Here is a 20,445-nt window from a genome sequence, read left to right as displayed (position 1 = left end):
ACGAAACGAAGCTCGCTGGAGCAATCCAGTCGTCAGGAAACGCCGGATACGTGATCCGTACGTCCGGTGTTGTGGGAGGACGGCGGGGGCAACCCCGCCTCCTACCCGATCTCCGTTGCCGGCCGGAAGCCGGTACCGTTGCGGTATTACTTTACTGCCTTGCCCGAAGCACGTGCGCCGAACTTCTTGTTGAACTTCTCGACGCGGCCGGCCGTGTCCATGATCTTTTGCTGGCCGGTGTAGAACGGATGCGATTCCGACGACACTTCGATCTTCGCGAGCGGGTAGGTCTTGCCGTTGAATTCCGCGGTTTCGCGCGTCTGGATGGTCGAGCGCGTCACGAACCTGAAGTCGTTCGACATGTCGACGAACAGGACTTCGCGGTAATTCGGGTGAATGCCTTCTTTCATGGTCTTTCCTTTAATCTGGCGGTAGCCAACCCGCGTGCAGCCTCGAATGGGACTGCCTTCAGGCGCGAGCCACTTGCCTACGGTCGAAAAACCGCGATTATGGCAGAAAATCAGTCGCTTGGCGATTTTTCTGCCAGCGGATTCTCTTGCGGCGCAAGCGGCGCCCACATTCGCGGCGTCTCAAATGGGCGTGAACGTCAAACCGACGCGCGCTGGATCTTGCCGGTAGTAGCGCGCGAGCAGTCGGTACAGTTCCGGATACTCCGCCTCGAACGCTTGGGGCCGCACGAACAGCGCCTCGCTGCATACGGCAAAAAATTCCGACGGATGGTCCGCCGCATACGGATCGATCAGCGACTCGCGTTCGAAACGCGCCCAGCGTCGCTCGGGCACCGCGTCGACTTTCGCACAGAAGTGATCGTATGCATGGTCGAACACATCGGCCCATGCCTGCGCATCGAGCGGCGCGTGCCAGCGGCGCATCAGCGGCGGGTGGCCATCCGCTTCGCCGTTGAACATGTCGATTTTGTGCGCGAACTCGTGGATCACGACGTTGTATGCGTCGCTGCCATCGGTCATCTGCGCGTCTTCCCACGACAGCACCACCGGGCCGCCTTCCCACGCCTCGCCGCTGGCGTCGTGTTCGATTTCGTGCACGACGCCATCTTCGTCCTCAACGGTCTTGCGGATCACGAACTCGCCCGGATAGACGATCACGCCGACCCAGCCGCGATACAGATCGAGGCTCAGGTTCAGCACCGGCAGGCACGCCTGCGCGGCGATGCCGACCGTCATCGCATCGGTCAGCTCGAGCTCGTGCGCGGTCGAGAACTCCTTCTGCGCGAGGAAGAGAGTCGTCATCTCGCGCAGCCGCGCGAGATCGGGCGCTTCCAGATGCGTGAGAAAGGGTAGGCCGGCGAGTGTCGCCTGCCACAAGGAATCGTCGATCGCGTAGTCTCGCAGCGCGCGCTCGCGACGCCGTGCGCCCAGCCAGTTCGTGAGTTTCGACAGCATGCTTGGAGCCCACCTTCAGTCGATCTGTTTTTGCTACGCGGCGAACGGGCCGCCGCATATCGCGACGCCGATCAGAAAATAGAAACCGTCGAGCGACGCGAGCAAACTGGCCTGCTGCGCAATCGACCGGCTGATCGACGCGATCGCGAGCGTGTTCTGGTAGACCGGATTGTACGGATTCACGGACTCCGCGAGGCGACTTTGATGCAGCGCGAGCCGGTGCCGCTCGACGATGATCACCGAGGCGGTCGCGAAGGAGAGGGTCAACTGCCGGACGATGTTTTTCAGCCGGTAGCCGTGCGTGAACTCCTCCTCGATCAAGAAGATGCGGCACGTCAGATTCGCGACCGGCGGCACGATGACGGACGATGGACGAAAAAAACCGCTCGCAGTTTGCGAGCGGTTTTTCATGCGTTGCAGTTGCCGACTAATACGGCCGGCACGAACGTCGCGCGTTAGCTGCCGCCGCCACGACGCATCATGTCGAAGAACTCGGAATTGCTCTTCGTCTGGCGGATCTTGTCGAGCAGGAATTCCATCGACTCGACTTCGTCCATGTCGTGAATGAACTTGCGCAGTACCCAGATCTTCTGCAGCGCTTCGGGCTTGATCAGCAGCTCTTCGCGGCGCGTGCCCGACTTGTTCAGGTTGATTGACGGGTAGACGCGCTTCTCGGCGAGACGGCGCTCGAGGTGGACTTCCATGTTGCCGGTGCCCTTGAACTCTTCGTAGATCACATCGTCCATGCGGCTGCCGGTTTCGATCAGCGCCGTGCCGATGATGGTCAGCGATCCGCCTTCCTCGATGTTGCGCGCCGCGCCGAAGAACCGCTTCGGGCGCTGCAGCGCGTTCGCGTCGACACCGCCCGTCAGCACCTTGCCCGAAGCCGGGACCACCGTGTTGTAAGCGCGCGCGAGACGCGTGATCGAGTCGAGCAGAATCACGACGTCGTTCTTCATTTCGACGAGGCGCTTGGCCTTCTCGATCACCATTTCGGCGACCTGCACGTGACGCGCGGCGGGTTCGTCGAACGTCGAGGCGATCACTTCGCCGGCCACCGAACGCTGCATTTCCGTCACTTCCTCCGGACGCTCGTCGATCAGCAGCACGAACAGCACGACGTCGGGATGGTTCTGCTTGATCGCGTGCGCGATGTGCTGAAGCATCACGGTCTTGCCCGACTTCGGCGACGCGACGAGCAGGCCGCGCTGGCCCTTGCCGATCGGCGCGATCATGTCGATGATGCGGCCGGTCACATTCTCTTCGCCACGCATTTCACGTTCGAGCAGCAGCACCTTGTTCGGGTGCAGCGGCGTCAGGTTTTCGAACATGATCTTGTGCTTCGAGGCCTCCGGCGGCTGGCCGTTGACCTTGTCCACCTTCACCAGCGCGAAATAGCGCTCGCCGTCTTTCGGCGTGCGCACTTCGCCTTCGATCGTGTCGCCCGTATGCAGATTGAAGCGGCGGATTTGCGACGGGCTGATGTAGATGTCATCCGTGCTGGCGAGGTAGGAGGTTTCCGGCGAACGCAGGAAGCCGAAACCGTCCGGCAGCACTTCGAGGGTGCCGTCGCCGAAGATCGTGTCGCCCGCTTTGGCTCGTTTTTTTAGAATGGCGAACATCAATTCCTGCTTGCGCAGGCGGTTCGCGCTTTCGATCTCGAGGCCATTGGCCATCTCGATCAATTGGGAGACGTGCTGAGTCTTAAGCTCGGATAAATGCATACGGAGAACCCGCAGGAGAAGGTGCGACGAAATGAAATCTGGGAGGAGGGTGAGCGGAACCGCTCAAAGACTTACACGTCTTTTCGACGTTTTGTGGATTCTAGCATAGCACACGCCAATTTAAGCCAGTGCGGCAGCGTGGCATCTTTGTTGCAAAGCGTGTTGCCGACTGACAACACGCTTGACCGGCGGGCGCGGCGGTTTGCTCACCCGACGCGCCCGATTCTCCAACTGCCTGCGGCGCGCGATGGACCCGCGAGCGCCGCGGCGTACTGCTTGCTTTACAGGTTGCCGTCGAGGAACGCGGTGAGTTGCGACTTCGACAGAGCTCCGACCTTCTGAGCGGCAACGGCGCCGTTCTTGAACAGGATCAATGTGGGGATGCCGCGCACGCCAAACTTGACCGGCGTGGACTGATGCTCGTCGACATTGATCTTCGCGACTTGCAGGCGATCGGCGTAGTCCTTCGCGACCTCGTCGAGGATCGGCGCGATCATCTTGCACGGACCGCACCATTCGGCCCAGAAATCGAGCAGCACGGGTTTATCGGATTTCACGACGTCCTGTTCGAACGATGCGTCGCTAATATGCTTGATTTGTTCGCTCATTTATGAATACCTCTCTCGGTTCGAGGTCCGCCTGAATTGCTCGCCACGATACGTCAAAACTGGGAAAACTTCCGTTCGCTTTGCCGCATCCGGAGCCTCGCCGCGCATGCCTGTGAAAATCAGAAAAACCGTCTGAAAAAACGCCGGATTTTCACGCAATGCGCGGAAAGAGTCGCGTATGCGGGTCTTTCAACTGGCAGTGTAGCTTAATTCGCTATGCGTTGCCGATGGCGATAGTACTCATCAAAGCAGTGGGGCTAATAGGCCGCCGCCGCAGCGTCGGCCGGTTTCTGCGGCTCACGGCGACCGCGTTGCAATCTAAATGGAGTCGCGCGCGGCGAACTCAAGTGCAGCGCGTGGCGGGCGTCGCCGCGGTGGCCGGGAGGGCGTCTGGCGGCGTGCAGAAAGCGGCCGCAAACCGCGCGAAGCCGTTCGAAGCGGAGCGTCGTTCGCGTTTTGCTCATGTCAACAGTCGCACAATGCGCGCGGCAATGATAGAATCCTTCGTGACGGGCCTCCTCGCATGGAGGGATGGTCAACCTGGTCAGGTCGGGAACGAAGCAGCCACAGCCGTTTTCCACCAGTGCCGAGGGTCGGGCTCGTCACCTTTCTTGCTTTTTTCTCCGCGACCGTTCTCACGGCTTCTGCGCAGTTTCTCCCCAGTCATTCCCAGCTTTTGTATTGATCGTTCGCCGTCTTCGGATGGAGCGTCGTCGTGGCCGTTTCGCGCATTTCACGCGTCTTCCCGAATCGGTTTTGCGCGCCATTGTTACTGATACAATTTCCGGATGACCTATCAAGTTCTCGCACGCAAATGGCGGCCGAAGGATTTCGCTTCGCTCGTCGGACAGGAGCACGTGGTGCGCGCGCTCACCCATGCGCTCGACGGCGGCCGTCTGCACCATGCCTATTTGTTTACAGGTACGCGCGGCGTCGGCAAGACCACGCTGTCGCGCATCTTCGCGAAGGCGCTCAATTGCGAGACCGGCGTGACGTCGACGCCGTGCGGCGTATGCCGTGCGTGTCGCGAGATCGACGAAGGGCGCTTTGTCGATTACGTCGAAATGGACGCGGCGAGTAATCGTGGCGTCGATGAAATGGCCGCGCTGCTCGAGCGCGCGGTGTACGCGCCCGTCGATGCGCGCTTCAAGGTCTACATGATCGACGAAGTGCACATGCTGACGAACCACGCGTTCAACGCGATGCTGAAGACGCTCGAAGAGCCGCCGCCGCACGTCAAGTTCATCCTCGCGACCACCGACCCGCAGAAGATTCCGGTCACCGTGCTGTCGCGCTGTCTGCAGTTCAATCTGAAGCAGATGCCGGCCGGCCATATCGTGTCGCATCTCGAACGCATTCTCGGCGAAGAGAGCGTGCCTCACGAGGCGCAGGCGTTGCGCCTGCTCGCGCGCGCGGCCGACGGTTCGATGCGCGACGCGCTATCGCTGACCGATCAGGCGATCGCCTATTCGGCGAACCAGGTCAGTGAAGACGCGGTGCGCGGCATGCTCGGCGCGCTCGACCAAAGCTATCTGATCCGCCTGCTCGACGCGCTCGCGCAGGGCGACGGCGCGGCGGTGCTGGCGGTCGCCGACGAGATGGCCTTGCGCAGCCTGTCGTTCTCGACGGCGCTGCAAGACCTGGCGAGCCTGCTGCATCGGATCGCGTGGGCGCAGTTCGCGCCTTCGTCGGTGCTCGACGAATGGCCGGAGGCGGCCGACTTGCGCCGTTTCGCCGACGCGTTGAGCGCCGAGCAGGTGCAACTGTTCTATCAGATCGCGACGATCGGCCGAAGCGAACTGGGCCTCGCGCCCGACGAATACGCGGGCTTCACGATGACGCTGCTGCGCATGCTCGCGTTCGAGCCGGCGCCGACAGGCGGCGGTGGCGGAGCGGCGGGAGCCGCTGGCACGCAGAGCGGTGCGGGCGGCGCCGGCGCCGGTGCGCAGCGCTCGGGTGCACCGACGGTTGCCGCGCTGCGCGCGCTGTCACCGTCGTCCGCGACGGCCATGGCAGCTGCTGCGCCCGTTCGCGGACCTCAGGTAGGCGTTGCCGGCGAGGAGCAGGGCGACGCGATGAAATCGACCGCGCCGACTGCAAAGCCGATCGCGAAGCCCGCAGCCGACTCCGCGCAATCTGAAGAAGCACCGCAATCGCCCAACGCCGAAGTCGCCCGCGTGACAGACGCGCCTGCCAATGCGGCAGCCCCGCTGGCGCCGTGGGAAGACGCGCCCGCGAATGCCGTCGCCACGATCGCCAGCTCGAGCGCGCCGGTCTCGAACGAAGTTTCCGACATCGCACCTTCGTCCGCACCGAGCGCGCTTGCAACTGCCGCGCCTGGTCGCGCGGAAGAGGCCACGTCACCGGAACCGGAAGCGCGGGCGGAATTGGCGGCGCCCGCAGCCGACTCCGTGCCGCGCCGCGCGGGCGGCGCCAGCGCCGCGCTCGACGTGTTGCGCAACGCCGGCATGAAAGTATCGTCCGACCGTGGCCGTGCTAACACGGAAGTGTCCGCGAAGCCGGCCGCACCCGCCGCACCGAAGCCGGCCGCACCGAAACCCGCCGCGCAGGCTGCACCCGCTCGCGACGCAAACAGCGGCGCGAGCAGCAATGCGCAGCAGAACAGCCCGTCGATCCCACCATGGGACGACATGCCGCCCGACGACTACCTGCCGTTGTCGGCCGCGGACGACGCGTACTTCATTCCGCCAGACGACGACTTCGTGCCGGTATTCGACCGCGGCCCCGACGACGTCCGCATGGACGGCGCGGCCGCGCCGGCGCCGCTCGCCGATACGCGCCCGCTGCCGCCTGCCGTGCCGCTCGATCCGCTAGGTTTCACCGGCGACTGGCCGGCGCTCGCCGTTGATCTGCCGCTGAAGGGCATCTCGTATCAGCTTGCGTTCAACAGCGAACTGATGGCGCTCGACGGCAGCACGCTGAAGCTCAACGTGCCGGTGCCGCAATACGCAGAAGCCTCACAGGTCGCTAAACTGAAGGCAGCGCTCGTCGAGCGGCTCGGCCAGAACGTCGACGTGCAGGTCGAAGTCGGCCCGGCGCGCCGTACCGCCGCCGCGCACGACGCGAAGCTGCGCGCACAGCGCCAGCAGGAAGCCGAGCGCGAGATCAGCGCCGATCCGTTTGTGCAGTCGCTGATTCGCGAGTTCGGCGCGAGCATCGTGCCGGGCTCGATCCGCCCGATTACCCCGGACGCCGCCCCGAACGGCGCGTCGCCGGCCCACTGATCCATCGTTCGCGGCGTCGTCGCGGCGCGGCGCCGGAATGCCAGATTCCACGCTATCTAGAAGGAGCACGTCCATGATGAAAGGCCAACTCGCCGGGCTGATGAAACAAGCCCAGCAGATGCAGGAAAACATGAAGAAGATGCAGGAGCAACTCGCGCAGATCGAAGTCGAGGGGCAGTCGGGTGCCGGTCTCGTCAAGGTGACGATGACCTGCAAGAACGACGTGCGCCGCGTGTCGATCGACCCGAGCCTGCTCGCCGACGACAAGGACATGCTGGAAGATCTCGTCGCCGCCGCGTTCAACGACGCCGTGCGCAAGGCCGAGGCGACCGCGCAGGAAAAGATGGGCGGCATGACCGCCGGCCTGCCGCTGCCGCCGGGTTTCAAGCTGCCGTTCTGAACCTGTTCTGATTGAGAACGGGCTGAAGCGGGTGAGCGCCGCGGCGGTTGATTGCCGCGGTGCGAACGCAGACGCTCGCCGCCGCGCGCCGCGTGCAGGGTGGAAACATCGAACCTGCAGCCGCGCGTGAAAGCGTCGTCACGGCGTGAAAACGCGGCCCGGTTCGAGCAACACCCCCGCATCCCGATTCGCCCACGCGAGCACCACCCACGTCGACGCCGATCCGCATGAAACAACCTTCCGCCCTGTCGGCGCTCGTCGAAGCGCTACGCGCGCTGCCCGGTGTCGGGCCGAAGTCCGCGCAGCGCATGGCGTATCACCTGATGCAGCACGATCGCGAAGGCGCCGAAAAGCTCGGGCGCTCGCTGTTGTTCGCGACCGAGCATCTGCGTCACTGCGAAAAGTGCAACACATTTACCGAAGCGCAGATCTGCGAGGTCTGCCTCGATGAGGAGCGCGATCCGTCGCTGCTGTGCGTCGTCGAAACGCCGGCCGACCAGATCATGCTCGAACAGACGATGACCTATCGCGGCCTCTATTTCGTTTTGATGGGGCGGTTGAGTCCGCTCGACGGCATCGGCCCGAAGGAAATCCATTTCGACCGGCTCGTGAAGCGCGCATCGGATGGCGTCGTCAAGGAAGTCGTGCTGGCCACCAATTTCACCAACGAGGGTGAGGCCACCGCGCATTACCTCGGACAGACGCTGAAGGCGCGCGGCCTTGCCGTGACGCGTCTCGCGCGCGGCGTGCCGGTGGGCGGCGAGCTCGAGTATGTCGACGCGGGCACGATCGCGCGCGCGATGCTCGACCGTCGTTCGATGTAGCCACGCGGCTTTCGTTGGCCGCCGCCATATCCGTCCAGGCAGGCATCGTCGCAAGTCGTTGCAAACCAGACAGACCGGGTACACAACGATGCAGAACCAAGGAGACTCATGAGCGCCACCCCCGAATCAGGCGCCAGCGCCGCACCGCATGACGCGTGCGGTCCGCTCGCCGGCGTCAAGGTGCTGGAACTCGGCACGCTGATTGCCGGGCCGTTCGCCGCGCGTTTTCTCGGCGAATTCGGCGCCGACGTCGTCAAGATCGAAGACCCCAAAGGCGGCGACCCGCTGCGCAAATGGCGCAAGCTGTACCCGGAAGTCGGCGGTACGTCGCTGTGGTGGGCCGTGCAGGCGCGCAACAAGAAGTCCGTCACGATCAACCTGAAAGCCGAAGAGGGCAAGGAGATCGTGCGGCGCCTCGCGAAAGAGGCCGATATCGTCGTCGAGAATTTCCGGCCCGGTCTGCTCGAAAAGCTCGGGCTCGGCTACGACGTGCTGTCCGCCGAGAACCCCGGCCTCGTGATGGTGCGTCTGTCGGGCTACGGCCAGACGGGCCCGTATCGCGACCGGCCCGGCTTCGGCGCGATCGCCGAGTCGATGGGCGGTCTGCGCCATATCACCGGCTATCCGGATCTGCCGCCGCCGCGCATCGGCATTTCGATCGGCGACTCGATCGCCGCGCTGCACGGTGTGATCGGCGCGCTGATGGCGCTGCATCACAAGCAGATGAACGGCGGCAAGGGGCAGGTCGTCGACGTCGCGCTGTACGAGGCCGTCTTCAACATGATGGAAAGCGTGGTGCCGGAATACGGCGTCTACGGCATGGTGCGCGAGCGTACCGGCGCGTCTCTGCCGGGCATCGTGCCGTCGAACACGTATCCGTGCCGCGACGGCAGCATCGTGATCGGCGGCAATAGCGATCCAATCTTCAGGCGCCTGATGATCGCGATCGAACGCGACGATCTCGCCAACGATCCGGCGCTCGCGCATAACGATGGCCGCGTGCTGCGCACGCAGGAAATCGACGCCGCGATCGGCGCGTGGCTGTCCACGCGAACGATCGACGAAGCGCTCGCGGTGCTGAACGCGGCCGACGTGCCGGTGGGCCGCATCTACAGCGTCGCCGATATGTTCACCGATCCGCAGTTCATCGCGCGGCAGATGATCCAGCGGTTCAAGTGGCAGGACGGCAAGGAAATCACGCTGCCCACGGTTACGCCGAAGCTGTCGGCGACGCCCGGTGAGACGCGCTGGCTGGGGCCAGAACTGGGTGAACATACCGATGAAGTCCTGCAATCGCTAGGTTATGATGCTGACGGCATCGCGCGGTTGCGGGCGCAACAGATCGTCTGATGCGCACAGCGCAACGCATAGAGAAAGGCGCGTAAAGCGCGGCGCTGACGCACGATTTGCGCCTTGCGACCAGCAGCCCCACACCGTGGCCAAGCGCTTGCGCAACGCGCACACGGGCGGTCAAAAAGCCGGACGACAAAAAATCTGGAGACAACGGACCATGCAACGCAGAACCTTCCTCGCCGGCGGTGCGGCGCTCGCGGGCGCCTCGCTCGCGGCCACGCCGTTCGCTTTCGCGCAGGGCAAGCCCGAGACCACCAAGGTCGCCATCGCGGTCGGCGGCAAGAACCTGTTCTACTACCTGTCGCTGACGATCGCCGAGCGCCGCAACTACTTCAAGGACGAGGGGCTCGAAGTCGAGATTTCCGACTTCGCGGGCGGCTCGCAGGCGTTGAAGGCGGCAGTCGGCGGAAGCGCCGACGTGGTCTCCGGCGCGTTCGAACACACGCTGCTGTTGCAGGCGCAAAAGCAGATGTTCCGCGAATTCGTGCTGCAGGGCCGCGCGCCGCAGATCGTGCTCGCGGTGTCGAAGAAGACGATGCCGAACTACAAGTCGATCGCCGATCTGAAGGGCAAGAAGATTGGCGTGACCGCGCCGGGTTCGTCGACGGCGATCATGGCGAGCTTCGTCCTCGCGAAAGCAGGGCTCAGTCCGAAGGACGTCGCGTTCATCGGCGTGGGCGCCGGTGCCGGCGCGATCGCCGCGCTGCAGTCCGGGCAGATCGACGCGATCGCCAATCTCGATCCGGTCGTCACGCGCCTCGAGCGCGCCGGCGACGTGCGCGTCGTGTCGGATACCCGCACGCTCACCGATACGCACATCGTGTTCGGCGGCGACATGCCGGCGGGCTGCCTGTACGCTTCGCAGTCGTTCATCACGAAGAACCCGAACACCACGCAGGCGCTGACCAATGCGATGGTGCGCGCGCTCAAGTGGCTGCAGAACGCGAGCGGCAGCGAACTGATCAACACGGTGCCGGAGAGCTATCTGCTCGGCGACCGCGCGCTCTATCTCGACGCGTGGCAGCACGTGCGCGAAGCGATGTCGCCCGACGGCCTGATGCCCGCCGACGGTCCCGCGACGTCGCTGAAGACGCTGAAAGCGTTCGATCCGGTGATCCAGAACGCGCAGATCGATCTGTCGAAGACGTGGACCAACGACTTCGTGAAGAAGGCGCTCGCGACCGTCAAGGCATAAACGACGCGGCGCGCGCACAGGCGCATCGAATGGGACGTGGACAGGGCGATTCGCCGCGTCCACAGCCGTCGCCCCAGCGTCGCCGCGACAACTCCCCGCTAACCCGATTCCCGAAGCGAGCCGTACGATGACCGTTGCTGCCCTGGCGCTCGAAAACATCACCTGCACGTTCGCCGCGCGTGACAACCGCGCACAGCGCTACACGGCAGTTAAGGACACGACGCTGCGTATCGAGCCCGGTGAGTTCGTGTCGGTCGTCGGGCCGACTGGCTGCGGCAAGTCCACGCTGCTGAACATCGGCGCGGGGCTGCTCCAGCCGTCGACGGGCGGCGTCAGCGTGTTCGGCGAACAGCTCAGCGGCCTGAATCGCCGAGCGGGCTATATGTTCCAGGCAGATGCGCTGATGCCGTGGCGCTCGGCGCTCGACAACGTGATGGCCGGCCTGTCGTTTCACCGCGTGCCGGCCTCGGAAGCGCGCGCGAAGGCCGAAGAGTGGTTGAAGCGTGTCGGTCTCGGCGGCTTCGGCGACCGCTATCCGCATCAGCTGTCGGGCGGCATGCGCAAGCGCGTCGCGATGGCGCAGACGCTAATCCTCGACCCCGACATCATCCTCATGGACGAGCCGTTTTCCGCGCTGGATATTCAAACGCGGCAGTTGATGGAAAACGAGCTGCTCGATCTCTGGGCCGCGAAGCGCAAGGCCGTGCTGTTCATTACGCACGATCTCGACGAAGCGATCGCGATGTCGGACCGCGTGGTGGTACTGTCGGCCGGGCCTGCGACGCATCCGATCGGCGAGTTCCGGATCGATCTGCCGCGGCCGCGCGATGTCGCCGAAATCCGTTCGCATCCGCGCTTCGTCGAGTTGCATGCGCAGCTCTGGGGTGTGCTGCGCGATGAGGTGCTCAAGGGTTATCAGCAGCAACTGACCGCTGTTTAAATGTGCCGCGCATCCCCGCCTGCGCATCGAAAAGAAGACGTGTTCAATAATCGTCCAAGGCAAACCAAGTCATGTGGAAGACGTTGCGCCCGAGCCGGGCGAATCTGGTGATCTGGCAGTGGCTGCTGCTCGTGCTGTGCTTCGTGCTGTGGTACGTGCTGACGAGCCCGACGCTGATACCGCCGTTCTATTTCGACGATCCGAACAAGGCGGCGTTTTTCTTTGGCGAGCCGCAGAAAGTACTGCAGCGGATCTGGGAATGGTTCACGGGCGGCGAGATCTATCTGCATCTGTGGATCACGCTCGTCGAGACCGTGCTCGCGTTCGTCTTTGGCACCACGATCGGGCTCGGCGTCGGCCTGTGGCTCGCGCTCGCGCCGACCGCGAGCGCGCTGTTCGATCCGTACGTGAAGGCCGCGAACTCGATGCCGCGCGTGATTCTCGCGCCGATCTTCGGCGTATGGTTCGGCCTCGGCATCTGGTCGAAGGTCGCGCTCGGCGTCACGCTGGTGTTCTTCATCGTGTTCTTCAACGTCTACCAGGGCGTGAAGGAAGTGAGCCCGGTCGTGCTCGCGAACGCGCGCATGCTCGGCGCGAACCGCAAACAGCTGCTGCGTTTTGTCTATCTGCCGAGCGCGATGAGCTGGGTGTTTTCGAGCCTGCATACGTCGGTGGGGCTTGCGTTCGTCGGCTCGGTGGTGGGCGAGTATCTGGGCTCGGCGCGCGGCGTCGGCTATCTGATCCTGCAGGCCGAGGGCACCTTCGATATCAACACGGTGTTCGCGGGGATTCTGGTGTTGACCGCGTTCGCGCTGATTCTCGATGCGATCGTCGGGACCGCGGAGCGGCGTTTGATGAAGTGGCAGCCGCGCACCGGGGATACAGAGAAGTTGTGAACGTGGATCGCAAGCGGCGCGGCGGCCGAAATCGCAGTCGGCCGCCGCGCCGTTTTTGATGCTGCTTTATGGGTTGTGCTACGGCGTGATGACCACCTTGCCGATCACGCGGCGCTCGGCCATGTCGCGCAACGCGCGGCCGGTGTCGTCGAGCGAGTAGCGGGCCGACACGTAGGGCTTGAGCTTGCCTTCACGAATCCAGCCGGTCATCTGCTCGAATGCCGCGCGATTGCGCTGCGGCTCACGCTTTGCGAAGTCGCCCCAGAACACGCCGACCACGCTTGCGCCCTTGAGCAACATCAGGTTCAGCGGCAGCCTTGGAATCTCGCCATTCGCAAAGCCGACCACCAGATAACGCCCCCTCCAGCCGATGCTGCGAAACGCCGGTTCCGCATACACGCCGCCGACCGGGTCGTAGATCACGTCCGGACCCTTGCCGTCGGTGAGCGCCTTGATGCGCTCGCGCAGATCCTCGGTGTTGTAGTTGATCGTCGCGTCCGCGCCGTGCTTCACGCAGGTCGCGAGCTTTTCGTCGCTCGATGCCGCCGCGATCACGCGCGCGCCGAGCGCCTTGCCGATTTCGACCGCCGCCAGCCCGACTCCGCCGGCCGCGCCGAGCACGAGCATCGTCTCGCCCGGCTGCAGCGCGCCGCGATCGACCACCGCGTGATGCGAGGTGCCATACGCGAGCGTGAACGCGGCCGCGAGTTCGAACGACACGTCATCGTCGAGCGGCACGCAGGCCGCGGCGGGCGCAAGCGCCTGCTCGGCAAAACCGCCGGAGCCGGTGAACGCGGCCACGCGCGAACCAGGCTTGAACTGCGTGACGCCTTCGCCCACCGCGCGCACGATGCCCGCGGCTTCCGAACCGGGCGTGAACGGCAGCGGCGGCTTGAACTGGTATTTGTTCTCGATGATCAGCACGTCGGGAAAATTGACGGCCGCGGCTTTCACGTCGATCACGACGTGGCCAGGCGGCGCTTCGAGATCCGCCAGGTTGTCGACGACCAGGCTCTCGGGCGGCCCGTACTGCTTGCAGCGAATCGCGCGCATCGTGTCTCCGTATCGTTCAGGGTTGGCACTGTTTTCGAGTGTAAAACAAAGCGCACGACCGTGCGATTTATTGCGCTGCGGGTTACGACGTGCAGCGCGCTTTCGATGCGTCGCGCGCGCTTCTCGCGCAAGCCGTATTGCATTGCACAGCGCGAAGTACGCACAGGATGCCGATTCATCGACGAGCGCGCACGGCCGCGCGTTCAGTGCGAAGCAGCATCTTTGCGTTCGATACGAGCATCCGCGCAACTGGAAAACACTGGCTCGCACGACGCTTGTGCACGCCACGCAGACACGCCGTCCATGTCGTTCGCGTGCCATCTTTCCTCGGTTACAATCGGCGCATGCGAATCCTACTCAGCAACGACGACGGTTATCTGGCGCCGGGCCTCGCCGCGCTTTACGAAGCGCTGAAGCCGATCGCCAGCGTCACCGTGATGGCTCCCGAACAGAACTGCAGCGCCGCGTCGAATTCCCTGACGCTGTGGCGGCCGCTGTCGGTCCTGCGTTCGGCGAACGGTTTCTACTACGTGAACGGCACGCCGACCGACTCGGTGCACATCGCACTGACCGGCATGCTCGACCATACACCGGACCTGGTCGTGTCGGGTATCAACAACGGCCAGAACATGGGCGATGACACGCTGTATTCCGGCACCGTCGCAGCCGCCACCGAAGGCATCATGTTCGGGGTGCCGGCCATCGCGTTCTCGCTCGTCGACAAGGACTGGGCGCATCTCGAAGACGCGGCCCGCGTTGCCGCCGAAATCGTCGCGCATTATCTCGCGCGGCCGTTGCCGGGACATCCGCTGCTGAACGTCAATATCCCTAACCTGCCGTATGACGAACTGCGCGGCTGGCGGATCACGCGACTCGGCAAACGTCATCCGTCGCAGCCGGTGATCCGCCAGACCAATCCGCGCGGCGAACCGATCTATTGGATCGGCGCCTCGGGCCAGGCGCGCGACGCGAGCGAAGGCACGGACTTCCATGCGGTGGCCAACGGCGCCGTGTCGATCACGCCGCTGCAGCTCGATCTGACCTACACGCAAATGCTGCCTGCGGCGCGCGACTGGCTGCGCGCCGGGAGCGGCAGTTCATGACCGGCGAGCGCGCGAAGCGCTTTCCGTTAGGTCTCGAGGACCTGGTGCGCGAACCGCGCCGGCCCGAGGGACGTCCGGGTGAGATGCGCGCGGCGGCGCTCGCGGCGAGCGCGGCGTTGAACGCACGGCAGCAGTCGGCGAAACCGACGCAGGGCGGCGCGGCCGCACGGGCGCAAGCGAGGACCTCAGCTGCTGCGCAATCTACGCCGGCGACGCGACCCCAGGTGATTCCCCAGGCGAAGACGCAAAGCGCTTCGTTCGGTACGTCAACGGCGGCGACCGGTGCAATGCCGCCAAAGCCGCAGGCCGCGCCAATCGCAAAGACAACGGCGAACTCGTTGGCTGGTGCATTGGCGGGGCAGCCTGTCAAGCAAGCACCAAAGTCGTCGGTCAAGCCAGGCAAAAACTCGACGCATGCGTCTGGCCACAGCGCACGCGCGACGCCATCGCCACTCCAGTCGCAACTGCAGCAAAGCGCGAAACCCGCGCCGAACGCCGCGTTGGCCGGTGCAATGAGCGGCGCATTCGGCGGCGCGACCAGCGGCGCGATGAACAACGCCTTGGCGCTGACCTCGGAACGGGTTCGCGAACGCATGGTCGAACGCGTGCGAGCCAATGGCGTCAGCGATCAGCGTGTGCTGAACGCGATGGCGGCGGTGCCGCGCCACATGTTCGTCGATCCGGGTCTTGCGGCCCAGGCGTACGAAGATGCCGCGCTGCCGATCGGTCATCACCAGACTATCTCGAAGCCGTCGGTGGTTGCGCGAATGATCGAACTCGCGGCGGCCGGGCGCGCGCTGAACACGGTGCTCGAAATCGGCACCGGTTGCGGCTATCAGGCGGCGGTGCTGAGCCAGGTCGCGCGCGAGGTTTATTCGATCGAACGCATCAAGCCGCTGTCCGAGCGCGCGAAGACGAATCTGCGTCCGCTGCGCATTCCGAATATCCGGCTGCATTACGGCGACGGGCGGCTCGGTTTGCCGTCGGCGGCCCCGTTCGACGCGATCGTGATCGCGGCGGCCGGGCTCGACGTGCCGCAGGCGTTGCTCGAGCAGCTTGCGATCGGCGGACGTCTGGTTGCGCCGGTCGGCTCGCAGGAAGGACAGAGCCAGGTGCTGACGCTGATCGAGCGCCTCGGCCCCGCGCAATGGCGCGAGTCGCGGCTTGATCGCGTTTTCTTTGTACCCTTAAAATCCGGAGTGATTTGACACCGATGAGTATGTTGCGCGCGATGCAGAGAACCACCCCGAATACCCCCCTGACCGTAACCCAGCGCAGCGTGTGCGTGCTCGCCTTGTCCCTGTTGATGACGGCCTGTGCATCCCGGCTCGACCAGGCGCCCGTCGTCGACCGCTCCGGCGGCGGCACGCTCGCCACCGCGCAGGGCGCGGCGCAACCGGCGGTGCCGCTCGGCCCGCCGCCGCCCGGCTACTATCGCGTGAAGCCGGGCGATACGCTGTACCGCATTGCGCTCGAAAACGGCCAGAATTACCGCGACATCTCGACGTGGAACAACCTGACCAACCCGAATCAGATCGAAGTCGACCAGCTGCTGCGCGTCGTGCCGCCGGGCGCGAATACCGCGGCCATGACGCCGGGCGTGTCGACCGCGCCGATCGGCAGCACGGGCGCGGTGCAAAGCGCACCGCTGAACAACAACGCGCCGGCCGTGGTCGGCGCCGCGATGCCGCCGCTCTACGGCGGCGCGACGAACGGTACGCCCGCGAATGGTGCGGTAGCTGCGCCTCCGGCCAATCCCTCTGCGGCGAGCGCCGACGTCGGTAGCGCCGCGGCAGGCAACGTAGCATTTGCATGGCCGGTGCGCGGTCCGCTGCTCAACACGTTCAACGACTCGACCAACAAGGGCGTCAATATCGGCGGCTCGGCGGGCGAGCCGGTTAAAGCGTCAGCCGATGGTCGCGTCGTCTATGCCGGAAATGGGCTGCGTGGTTACGGCAATCTCATTATCATCAAGCATGATGCAACTTATCTCACCGCGTATGCACACAACCGCGCTTTGATGGTAAAAGAGGGGGACGCGGTTACGAAGGGGCAGAAGATCGCAGAGATGGGCAATAGCGATTCCGACCGTGTGATGTTGCATTTCGAAGTTCGCCGACAGGGTAAACCAGTCGACCCACTGAAGTATTTGCCGCCGCAATAAGCGATACGACCATGCCGAAATCGAAGCGCCGCCCGCCGCAAGCCGAGTCTGAGACGATCAGCGAAGTCACGTCTGCCGCAGTGGACGAAAGCGGCGCTTCGGAAGTGGAAGAAGAGGTCGCGGAGGAGCGCGATCCCGACGAACGCCAGAGCGGCCTCGACGACAGCGAGAGCGCTGACGCGCGCGAAACCACCGGCGAGGCGCCGCCCGACGCCGACGATTTCCGCGCACTGCTGCAGGCCGAACTCACGGCCGACACGATCCAGCATTATCTGAATCGCATCAGCGTGAAGCCGTTGCTCACCGTCGAGGAAGAGCAGAAATATTCGCGCCTTGCCAAGGCCGGCGAGTTCGAAGCGCGGCAGGTGATGATCGAGCGCAATCTGCGGCTGGTCGTCAGCATTGCCAAGGGTTATCTGAATCGCGGCGTGCCGCTGCTCGATCTGATCGAGGAGGGCAACCTCGGCCTCATGCACGCAATCGAAAAATTCGATCCGACGCGCGGCTTCCGTTTCTCGACCTACGCGACGTGGTGGATCCGCCAGAGCATCGAGCGCGCGATCATGAACCAGGCGCGTACGGTGCGATTGCCCGTGCATGTGATTCGTGAGCTCAACCAGGTGTTGCGCGCGAAGCGCCATCTGGAAAAGAACTCGATGAATTCGGGGGAGGCGGCCGAGCGCCGCGACGCGAGCATCGACGACATCGCTTATCTGACCGGCAAGACCACCGACGAAGTCACCGACATCCTCGCGCTGAACGAGCACACCGCCTCGCTCGATGCGCCGCTCGATCTCGATCCGGCGAGCAGCCTGCTCGATCTGCTGTCGGACGACCAGAGCCAGTCGCCAGACGCCGAAGTGCAGCATCGCGAGCTCGAAACACTGACACGCGCATGGCTCGCGCGTTTGTCGGACAAGCACCGCCATGTGATCGAGCGGCGCTTCGGTCTGAATCACATCGAGCCCGCCACGCTCGAAGAGCTGGCCGACGAAATGGGCCTCACGCGCGAGCGTGTGCGCCAGATCCAACAGGAAGCGCTGGTGCGACTGAAGCGCTTCTTTGCCTCAAACGGTGTCCGCAAAGACGCCGTTCTCTGACCTGATGACACCGATTCTTGTTTTCGACATCGAGACGATTCCCGATGTCGCCGGCATCCGCCGGCTTGAAGATTTGCCCGCGTCGATGAGCGACGCCGATGTCGCCGAGCACGCGTTCGCCGCACGCCGCGAAAAAACTGGCAGCGATTTTCTGCCGCATCACCTCCAGCGGGTCGCGGCGATTTCCTGCGTGTTCCGTGACAACAGCGGTTTTCGCGTGCGCTCGCTCGGTACGCCCGAGGACGGCGAGGCGACGCTCGTGCAGTCGTTCTATCGCGTGATCGAAAAGTACACGCCGCAACTCGTGTCGTGGAACGGCGGCGGTTTCGATCTGCCGGTGCTCAACTACCGCGCGCTCGTCAACGGCATCCCCGCCTACCGGTTCTGGGATCTCGGCGAGGACGACCGCGACTTCAAGTGGAACAACTACATCAGCCGCTACCACGCGCGACACACCGATCTGATGGACGTGCTCGCGATGTACCAGGCGCGCGCGAACGCGCCGCTCGACGCGCTCGCGAAGATGTGCGGCTTTCCGGGCAAGATGGGCATGGACGGCAGTCAGGTGTGGCAGGCGTTCCAGCAAGGGCGTATCGAGGAAATCCGCAATTACTGCGAGACCGACGTCGTCAATACGTACCTGCTGTATTGCCGCTTCCAACTGATGCGCGGTGGCTTTTCGCCGTCGGAGTATGCTGACGAGATCAACCTCGTGAAGAACGCGCTCGCGCTGGAAGGCGCGCCGCAGTGGGCCGAGTATCTGGCGGCGTTCGAGCAGTAAGCGCGCGCGAGCAGAGCCTGCGCCGGGGAGTCGCAATCCGGGCCGCGATCCGCACTCGCTCCGCGTGTGGTCCGCACCGCATCGCAGGCAAGCCCGGCGCTTCGTCTACAATCTCGCCTTTCCCCCATAGTTTGTCAGGAAGTCCGCAGGTGTCCCGAACTGCCCCCCAACGTCGCTCGCCGCGGCGCTCATCGAAGCATGCCAGGGCGCACGCCCCGGCGCCGGCGCCCGTCATTACCGGCAACGAACCGCTGATCGAAATCGTTTCGCTCGATATGGAAGCGCGCGGCGTGGGCCGCACCACGAGCGAAGACGGCACGCCGGGCAAGGTCGTGTTCGTCGAAGGCGCGCTGCCGGGTGAACTCGTCAGTTATTCGACGCATCGCAGCAAGCCGAAATTCGAGCAGGCCGAAGTCGTCCAGGTGTTCCGCGAAAGCGTGATCCGCACGACGCCGAAATGCACGTACTTCAACATCTGCGGCGGCTGCTCGATGCAGCATCTCGACATGCGCGCGCAGGTGGCGGTCAAGCAGCGCGTGCTCGAGGACAGCCTGCAGCATCTGGCGAAACTGCGCCCCGAAACGGTGTTCCGGCCGATTCACGGGCCGTCCTGGGGTTATCGCTATCGCGCGCGGCTCGCGGTGCGCTATCTGCCGGAGCGCGGCGGCATGCGCATCGGCTTTCACGAGAAGAAGAGCAGCTATATCGCCGACATGAAGACCTGCGAGGTGCTGCCGCCGCATGTGTCGGCGATGCTGATGCCGCTGCGTTTCATGGTCCGCAAGCTGTCTATCTACGACCGCATGCCGCAGCTCGAGCTCGCGGTCGGCTCGTCGGTCACGGCGCTCGTCGTGCGCAACCTCGAACCGCTGACGGCCGGGGACGAGCAGGTGCTGCGCGAGTTCGCGGACGAGCACAAGGTGCAGTTCTGGATCCAGCCGGGCGGTCCCGACACGGTCACGCCGCTTTATCCTCTCGACGTGCAGCTCGACTACACGCTGCCCGAATACGGCATCCGTATGCCGTTCAAGCCAACTGATTTCACCCAGGTCAATCACGCGATCAACCGCGTGCTGGTGAGCCGCGCGCTGCGCCTGCTGGCGCCGGCACGCACCGACCGCGTGCTCGACCTGTTCTGCGGGATCGGCAACTTCACGCTGCCGCTCGCGCGAATCTCGCGGGAAGTGGTCGGCATCGAGGGTAGCGAAGTGCTGACCCAGCGCGCGCTCGCGAATGCGGAGCTGAATGGCGTCGCCGGGCATACGTCGTTCGCGTGCCGCAACCTGTTCGAAGTCACCGCCGACGACTTGCGCGCGCTCGGCCAGTTCGACAAGTTCCTCGTCGATCCGCCGCGCGAAGGCGCACTCGCGATCGCGAAGGCGCTCGCGGAGATCGCGCAGAGCGGCAACGGGCCGCTGCCGACGCGCATCGTCTATGTGTCGTGCGCGCCGGCCACGCTCGCGCGCGATGCCGGGCTGCTCGTGCATGAGGCCGGCTATCGGCTGGTGGGCGCGGGCGTCGTCAATATGTTCCCGCATACGTCGCACGTGGAATCGATTGCGCTGTTCGAGCGCGATTGAGTCTCGCGGCGCGCATAAACGAAAACGCCACGACCGAGGTCGTGGCGTTTTCGTT

General features: G+C 64.4%; 18 protein-coding genes, 1 other RNA gene and 1 pseudogene. 14 read left to right on the top strand and 6 right to left on the bottom strand.

Annotation, left to right across the window (positions count from 1 at the left end; genetic code table 11):
- Window positions 1-146: 146 nt before the first annotated feature.
- From HWY30_RS25020 to trxA, 5 genes and pseudogenes are all read right to left on the bottom strand, one after another.
- The gene (locus tag HWY30_RS25020; RefSeq protein ID WP_090804621.1) at window positions 147-410 is read right to left on the bottom strand and encodes a type B 50S ribosomal protein L31; all 264 of its coding nucleotides are present in this window, start codon (window positions 408-410) and stop codon (window positions 147-149) included.
- 180 nt (window positions 411-590) lie between these two features.
- Window positions 591-1,424, bottom strand: a complete 834-nt coding sequence (locus tag HWY30_RS25015) for a M90 family metallopeptidase (protein WP_090804623.1) — start codon at window positions 1,422-1,424, stop codon at window positions 591-593.
- Between the two features lie 33 nt (window positions 1,425-1,457).
- Window positions 1,458-1,784 (bottom strand): annotated as a pseudogene (locus HWY30_RS25010) (MFS transporter); the annotation flags it as partial.
- A gap of 95 nt (window positions 1,785-1,879) precedes the next feature.
- Complete coding sequence (gene rho, locus HWY30_RS25005) at window positions 1,880-3,148, bottom strand: transcription termination factor Rho (protein ID WP_090804624.1); 1,269 nt, start codon at window positions 3,146-3,148, stop codon at window positions 1,880-1,882.
- A 281-nt stretch (window positions 3,149-3,429) separates the two neighbouring features.
- A complete protein-coding gene (gene trxA / locus HWY30_RS25000) occupies window positions 3,430-3,756 on the bottom strand; it encodes a thioredoxin TrxA (RefSeq protein WP_013089343.1) in 327 nt (108 codons plus the stop codon).
- A gap of 508 nt (window positions 3,757-4,264) precedes the next feature.
- On the opposite strand from trxA, the gene ffs reads away from it, so the two are divergent.
- The 8 genes from ffs (at window position 4,265) to HWY30_RS24960 (ending at window position 12,609) form a co-directional block, all read left to right on the top strand.
- An RNA gene (gene ffs / locus HWY30_RS24995) (signal recognition particle sRNA small type) lies at window positions 4,265-4,363 on the top strand.
- A 181-nt stretch (window positions 4,364-4,544) separates the two neighbouring features.
- A complete protein-coding gene (locus HWY30_RS24990; protein WP_090804626.1) occupies window positions 4,545-7,001 on the top strand; it encodes a DNA polymerase III subunit gamma/tau in 2,457 nt (818 codons plus the stop codon).
- A gap of 73 nt (window positions 7,002-7,074) precedes the next feature.
- Window positions 7,075-7,401, top strand: coding sequence for a YbaB/EbfC family nucleoid-associated protein (locus tag HWY30_RS24985; RefSeq protein WP_008923976.1), 327 nt, complete (start codon window positions 7,075-7,077; stop codon window positions 7,399-7,401).
- A 227-nt stretch (window positions 7,402-7,628) separates the two neighbouring features.
- A complete protein-coding gene (recR, locus tag HWY30_RS24980) occupies window positions 7,629-8,225 on the top strand; it encodes a recombination mediator RecR (protein WP_018418135.1) in 597 nt (198 codons plus the stop codon).
- Between the two features lie 108 nt (window positions 8,226-8,333).
- Window positions 8,334-9,575: a CaiB/BaiF CoA transferase family protein gene (locus tag HWY30_RS24975; RefSeq protein WP_090804628.1), complete on the top strand. Its 1,242-nt coding sequence runs from the start codon at window positions 8,334-8,336 to the stop codon at window positions 9,573-9,575.
- A gap of 160 nt (window positions 9,576-9,735) precedes the next feature.
- Window positions 9,736-10,773: an ABC transporter substrate-binding protein gene (locus HWY30_RS24970; RefSeq protein WP_090805743.1), complete on the top strand. Its 1,038-nt coding sequence runs from the start codon at window positions 9,736-9,738 to the stop codon at window positions 10,771-10,773.
- Between the two features lie 127 nt (window positions 10,774-10,900).
- Window positions 10,901-11,713: an ABC transporter ATP-binding protein gene (locus HWY30_RS24965; RefSeq protein ID WP_090804630.1), complete on the top strand. Its 813-nt coding sequence runs from the start codon at window positions 10,901-10,903 to the stop codon at window positions 11,711-11,713.
- A gap of 71 nt (window positions 11,714-11,784) precedes the next feature.
- Complete coding sequence (locus tag HWY30_RS24960; RefSeq protein WP_090804632.1) at window positions 11,785-12,609, top strand: ABC transporter permease; 825 nt, start codon at window positions 11,785-11,787, stop codon at window positions 12,607-12,609.
- 78 nt (window positions 12,610-12,687) lie between these two features.
- On the opposite strand, the gene HWY30_RS24955 is transcribed toward HWY30_RS24960, so the two are convergent.
- Window positions 12,688-13,662, bottom strand: a complete 975-nt coding sequence (locus HWY30_RS24955) for an NADPH:quinone oxidoreductase family protein (RefSeq protein WP_090804634.1) — start codon at window positions 13,660-13,662, stop codon at window positions 12,688-12,690.
- Between the two features lie 344 nt (window positions 13,663-14,006).
- On the opposite strand from HWY30_RS24955, the gene surE reads away from it, so the two are divergent.
- From surE to rlmD, 6 genes are all read left to right on the top strand, one after another.
- Window positions 14,007-14,765, top strand: coding sequence for a 5'/3'-nucleotidase SurE (surE, locus tag HWY30_RS24950; RefSeq protein WP_090804636.1), 759 nt, complete (start codon window positions 14,007-14,009; stop codon window positions 14,763-14,765).
- On the top strand, window positions 14,762-15,973 hold the full coding sequence (locus HWY30_RS24945; protein ID WP_090804638.1) for a protein-L-isoaspartate(D-aspartate) O-methyltransferase: 1,212 nt from the start codon (window positions 14,762-14,764) through the stop codon (window positions 15,971-15,973). The genes surE and HWY30_RS24945 overlap by 4 nt, the downstream gene beginning before the upstream one ends.
- 5 nt (window positions 15,974-15,978) lie before the next feature.
- Entirely contained in the window at window positions 15,979-16,929 is a 951-nt protein-coding gene (locus HWY30_RS24940) for a peptidoglycan DD-metalloendopeptidase family protein (protein WP_090804640.1), read from the top strand.
- A gap of 11 nt (window positions 16,930-16,940) precedes the next feature.
- Window positions 16,941-18,029, top strand: coding sequence for an RNA polymerase sigma factor RpoS (gene rpoS / locus HWY30_RS24935; protein WP_090804642.1), 1,089 nt, complete (start codon window positions 16,941-16,943; stop codon window positions 18,027-18,029).
- 4 nt (window positions 18,030-18,033) lie between these two features.
- On the top strand, window positions 18,034-18,810 hold the full coding sequence (locus tag HWY30_RS24930; RefSeq protein ID WP_090804643.1) for a 3'-5' exonuclease: 777 nt from the start codon (window positions 18,034-18,036) through the stop codon (window positions 18,808-18,810).
- A 149-nt stretch (window positions 18,811-18,959) separates the two neighbouring features.
- Window positions 18,960-20,390: a 23S rRNA (uracil(1939)-C(5))-methyltransferase RlmD gene (gene rlmD / locus HWY30_RS24925; RefSeq protein WP_090804646.1), complete on the top strand. Its 1,431-nt coding sequence runs from the start codon at window positions 18,960-18,962 to the stop codon at window positions 20,388-20,390.
- Window positions 20,391-20,445: the final 55 nt, after the last annotated feature.

This window comes from Paraburkholderia tuberum STM678 (genome assembly GCF_902833905.1).
GTDB lineage: Bacteria > Pseudomonadota > Gammaproteobacteria > Burkholderiales > Burkholderiaceae > Paraburkholderia > Paraburkholderia tuberum.
Note: the sequence above shows the minus strand (reverse complement) of the source record. Positions and strands in the feature narration are given on the sequence as shown.

What these genes read in the sequence shown, in the direction of transcription:
- surE (WP_090804636.1), top strand. Translation starts at nt 14,007, where the DNA reads ATGCGAATCCTACTCAGCAACGACGACGGTTATCTGGCGCCGGGCCTC.
- HWY30_RS25015 (WP_090804623.1), bottom strand. Translation starts at nt 1,424, where the DNA reads ATGCTGTCGAAACTCACGAACTGGCTGGGCGCACGGCGTCGCGAGCGC.
- HWY30_RS25020 (WP_090804621.1), bottom strand. Translation starts at nt 410, where the DNA reads ATGAAAGAAGGCATTCACCCGAATTACCGCGAAGTCCTGTTCGTCGAC.
- HWY30_RS24965 (WP_090804630.1), top strand. Translation starts at nt 10,901, where the DNA reads ATGACCGTTGCTGCCCTGGCGCTCGAAAACATCACCTGCACGTTCGCC.
- recR (WP_018418135.1), top strand. Translation starts at nt 7,629, where the DNA reads ATGAAACAACCTTCCGCCCTGTCGGCGCTCGTCGAAGCGCTACGCGCG.
- rpoS (WP_090804642.1), top strand. Translation starts at nt 16,941, where the DNA reads ATGCCGAAATCGAAGCGCCGCCCGCCGCAAGCCGAGTCTGAGACGATC.
- HWY30_RS24955 (WP_090804634.1), bottom strand. Translation starts at nt 13,662, where the DNA reads ATGCGCGCGATTCGCTGCAAGCAGTACGGGCCGCCCGAGAGCCTGGTC.
- rho (WP_090804624.1), bottom strand. Translation starts at nt 3,148, where the DNA reads ATGCATTTATCCGAGCTTAAGACTCAGCACGTCTCCCAATTGATCGAG.
- HWY30_RS24975 (WP_090804628.1), top strand. Translation starts at nt 8,334, where the DNA reads ATGAGCGCCACCCCCGAATCAGGCGCCAGCGCCGCACCGCATGACGCG.
- HWY30_RS24945 (WP_090804638.1), top strand. Translation starts at nt 14,762, where the DNA reads ATGACCGGCGAGCGCGCGAAGCGCTTTCCGTTAGGTCTCGAGGACCTG.
- HWY30_RS24985 (WP_008923976.1), top strand. Translation starts at nt 7,075, where the DNA reads ATGATGAAAGGCCAACTCGCCGGGCTGATGAAACAAGCCCAGCAGATG.
- HWY30_RS24970 (WP_090805743.1), top strand. Translation starts at nt 9,736, where the DNA reads ATGCAACGCAGAACCTTCCTCGCCGGCGGTGCGGCGCTCGCGGGCGCC.
- HWY30_RS24960 (WP_090804632.1), top strand. Translation starts at nt 11,785, where the DNA reads ATGTGGAAGACGTTGCGCCCGAGCCGGGCGAATCTGGTGATCTGGCAG.
- HWY30_RS24930 (WP_090804643.1), top strand. Translation starts at nt 18,034, where the DNA reads ATGACACCGATTCTTGTTTTCGACATCGAGACGATTCCCGATGTCGCC.
- trxA (WP_013089343.1), bottom strand. Translation starts at nt 3,756, where the DNA reads ATGAGCGAACAAATCAAGCATATTAGCGACGCATCGTTCGAACAGGAC.
- HWY30_RS24940 (WP_090804640.1), top strand. Translation starts at nt 15,979, where the DNA reads ATGAGTATGTTGCGCGCGATGCAGAGAACCACCCCGAATACCCCCCTG.
- HWY30_RS24990 (WP_090804626.1), top strand. Translation starts at nt 4,545, where the DNA reads ATGACCTATCAAGTTCTCGCACGCAAATGGCGGCCGAAGGATTTCGCT.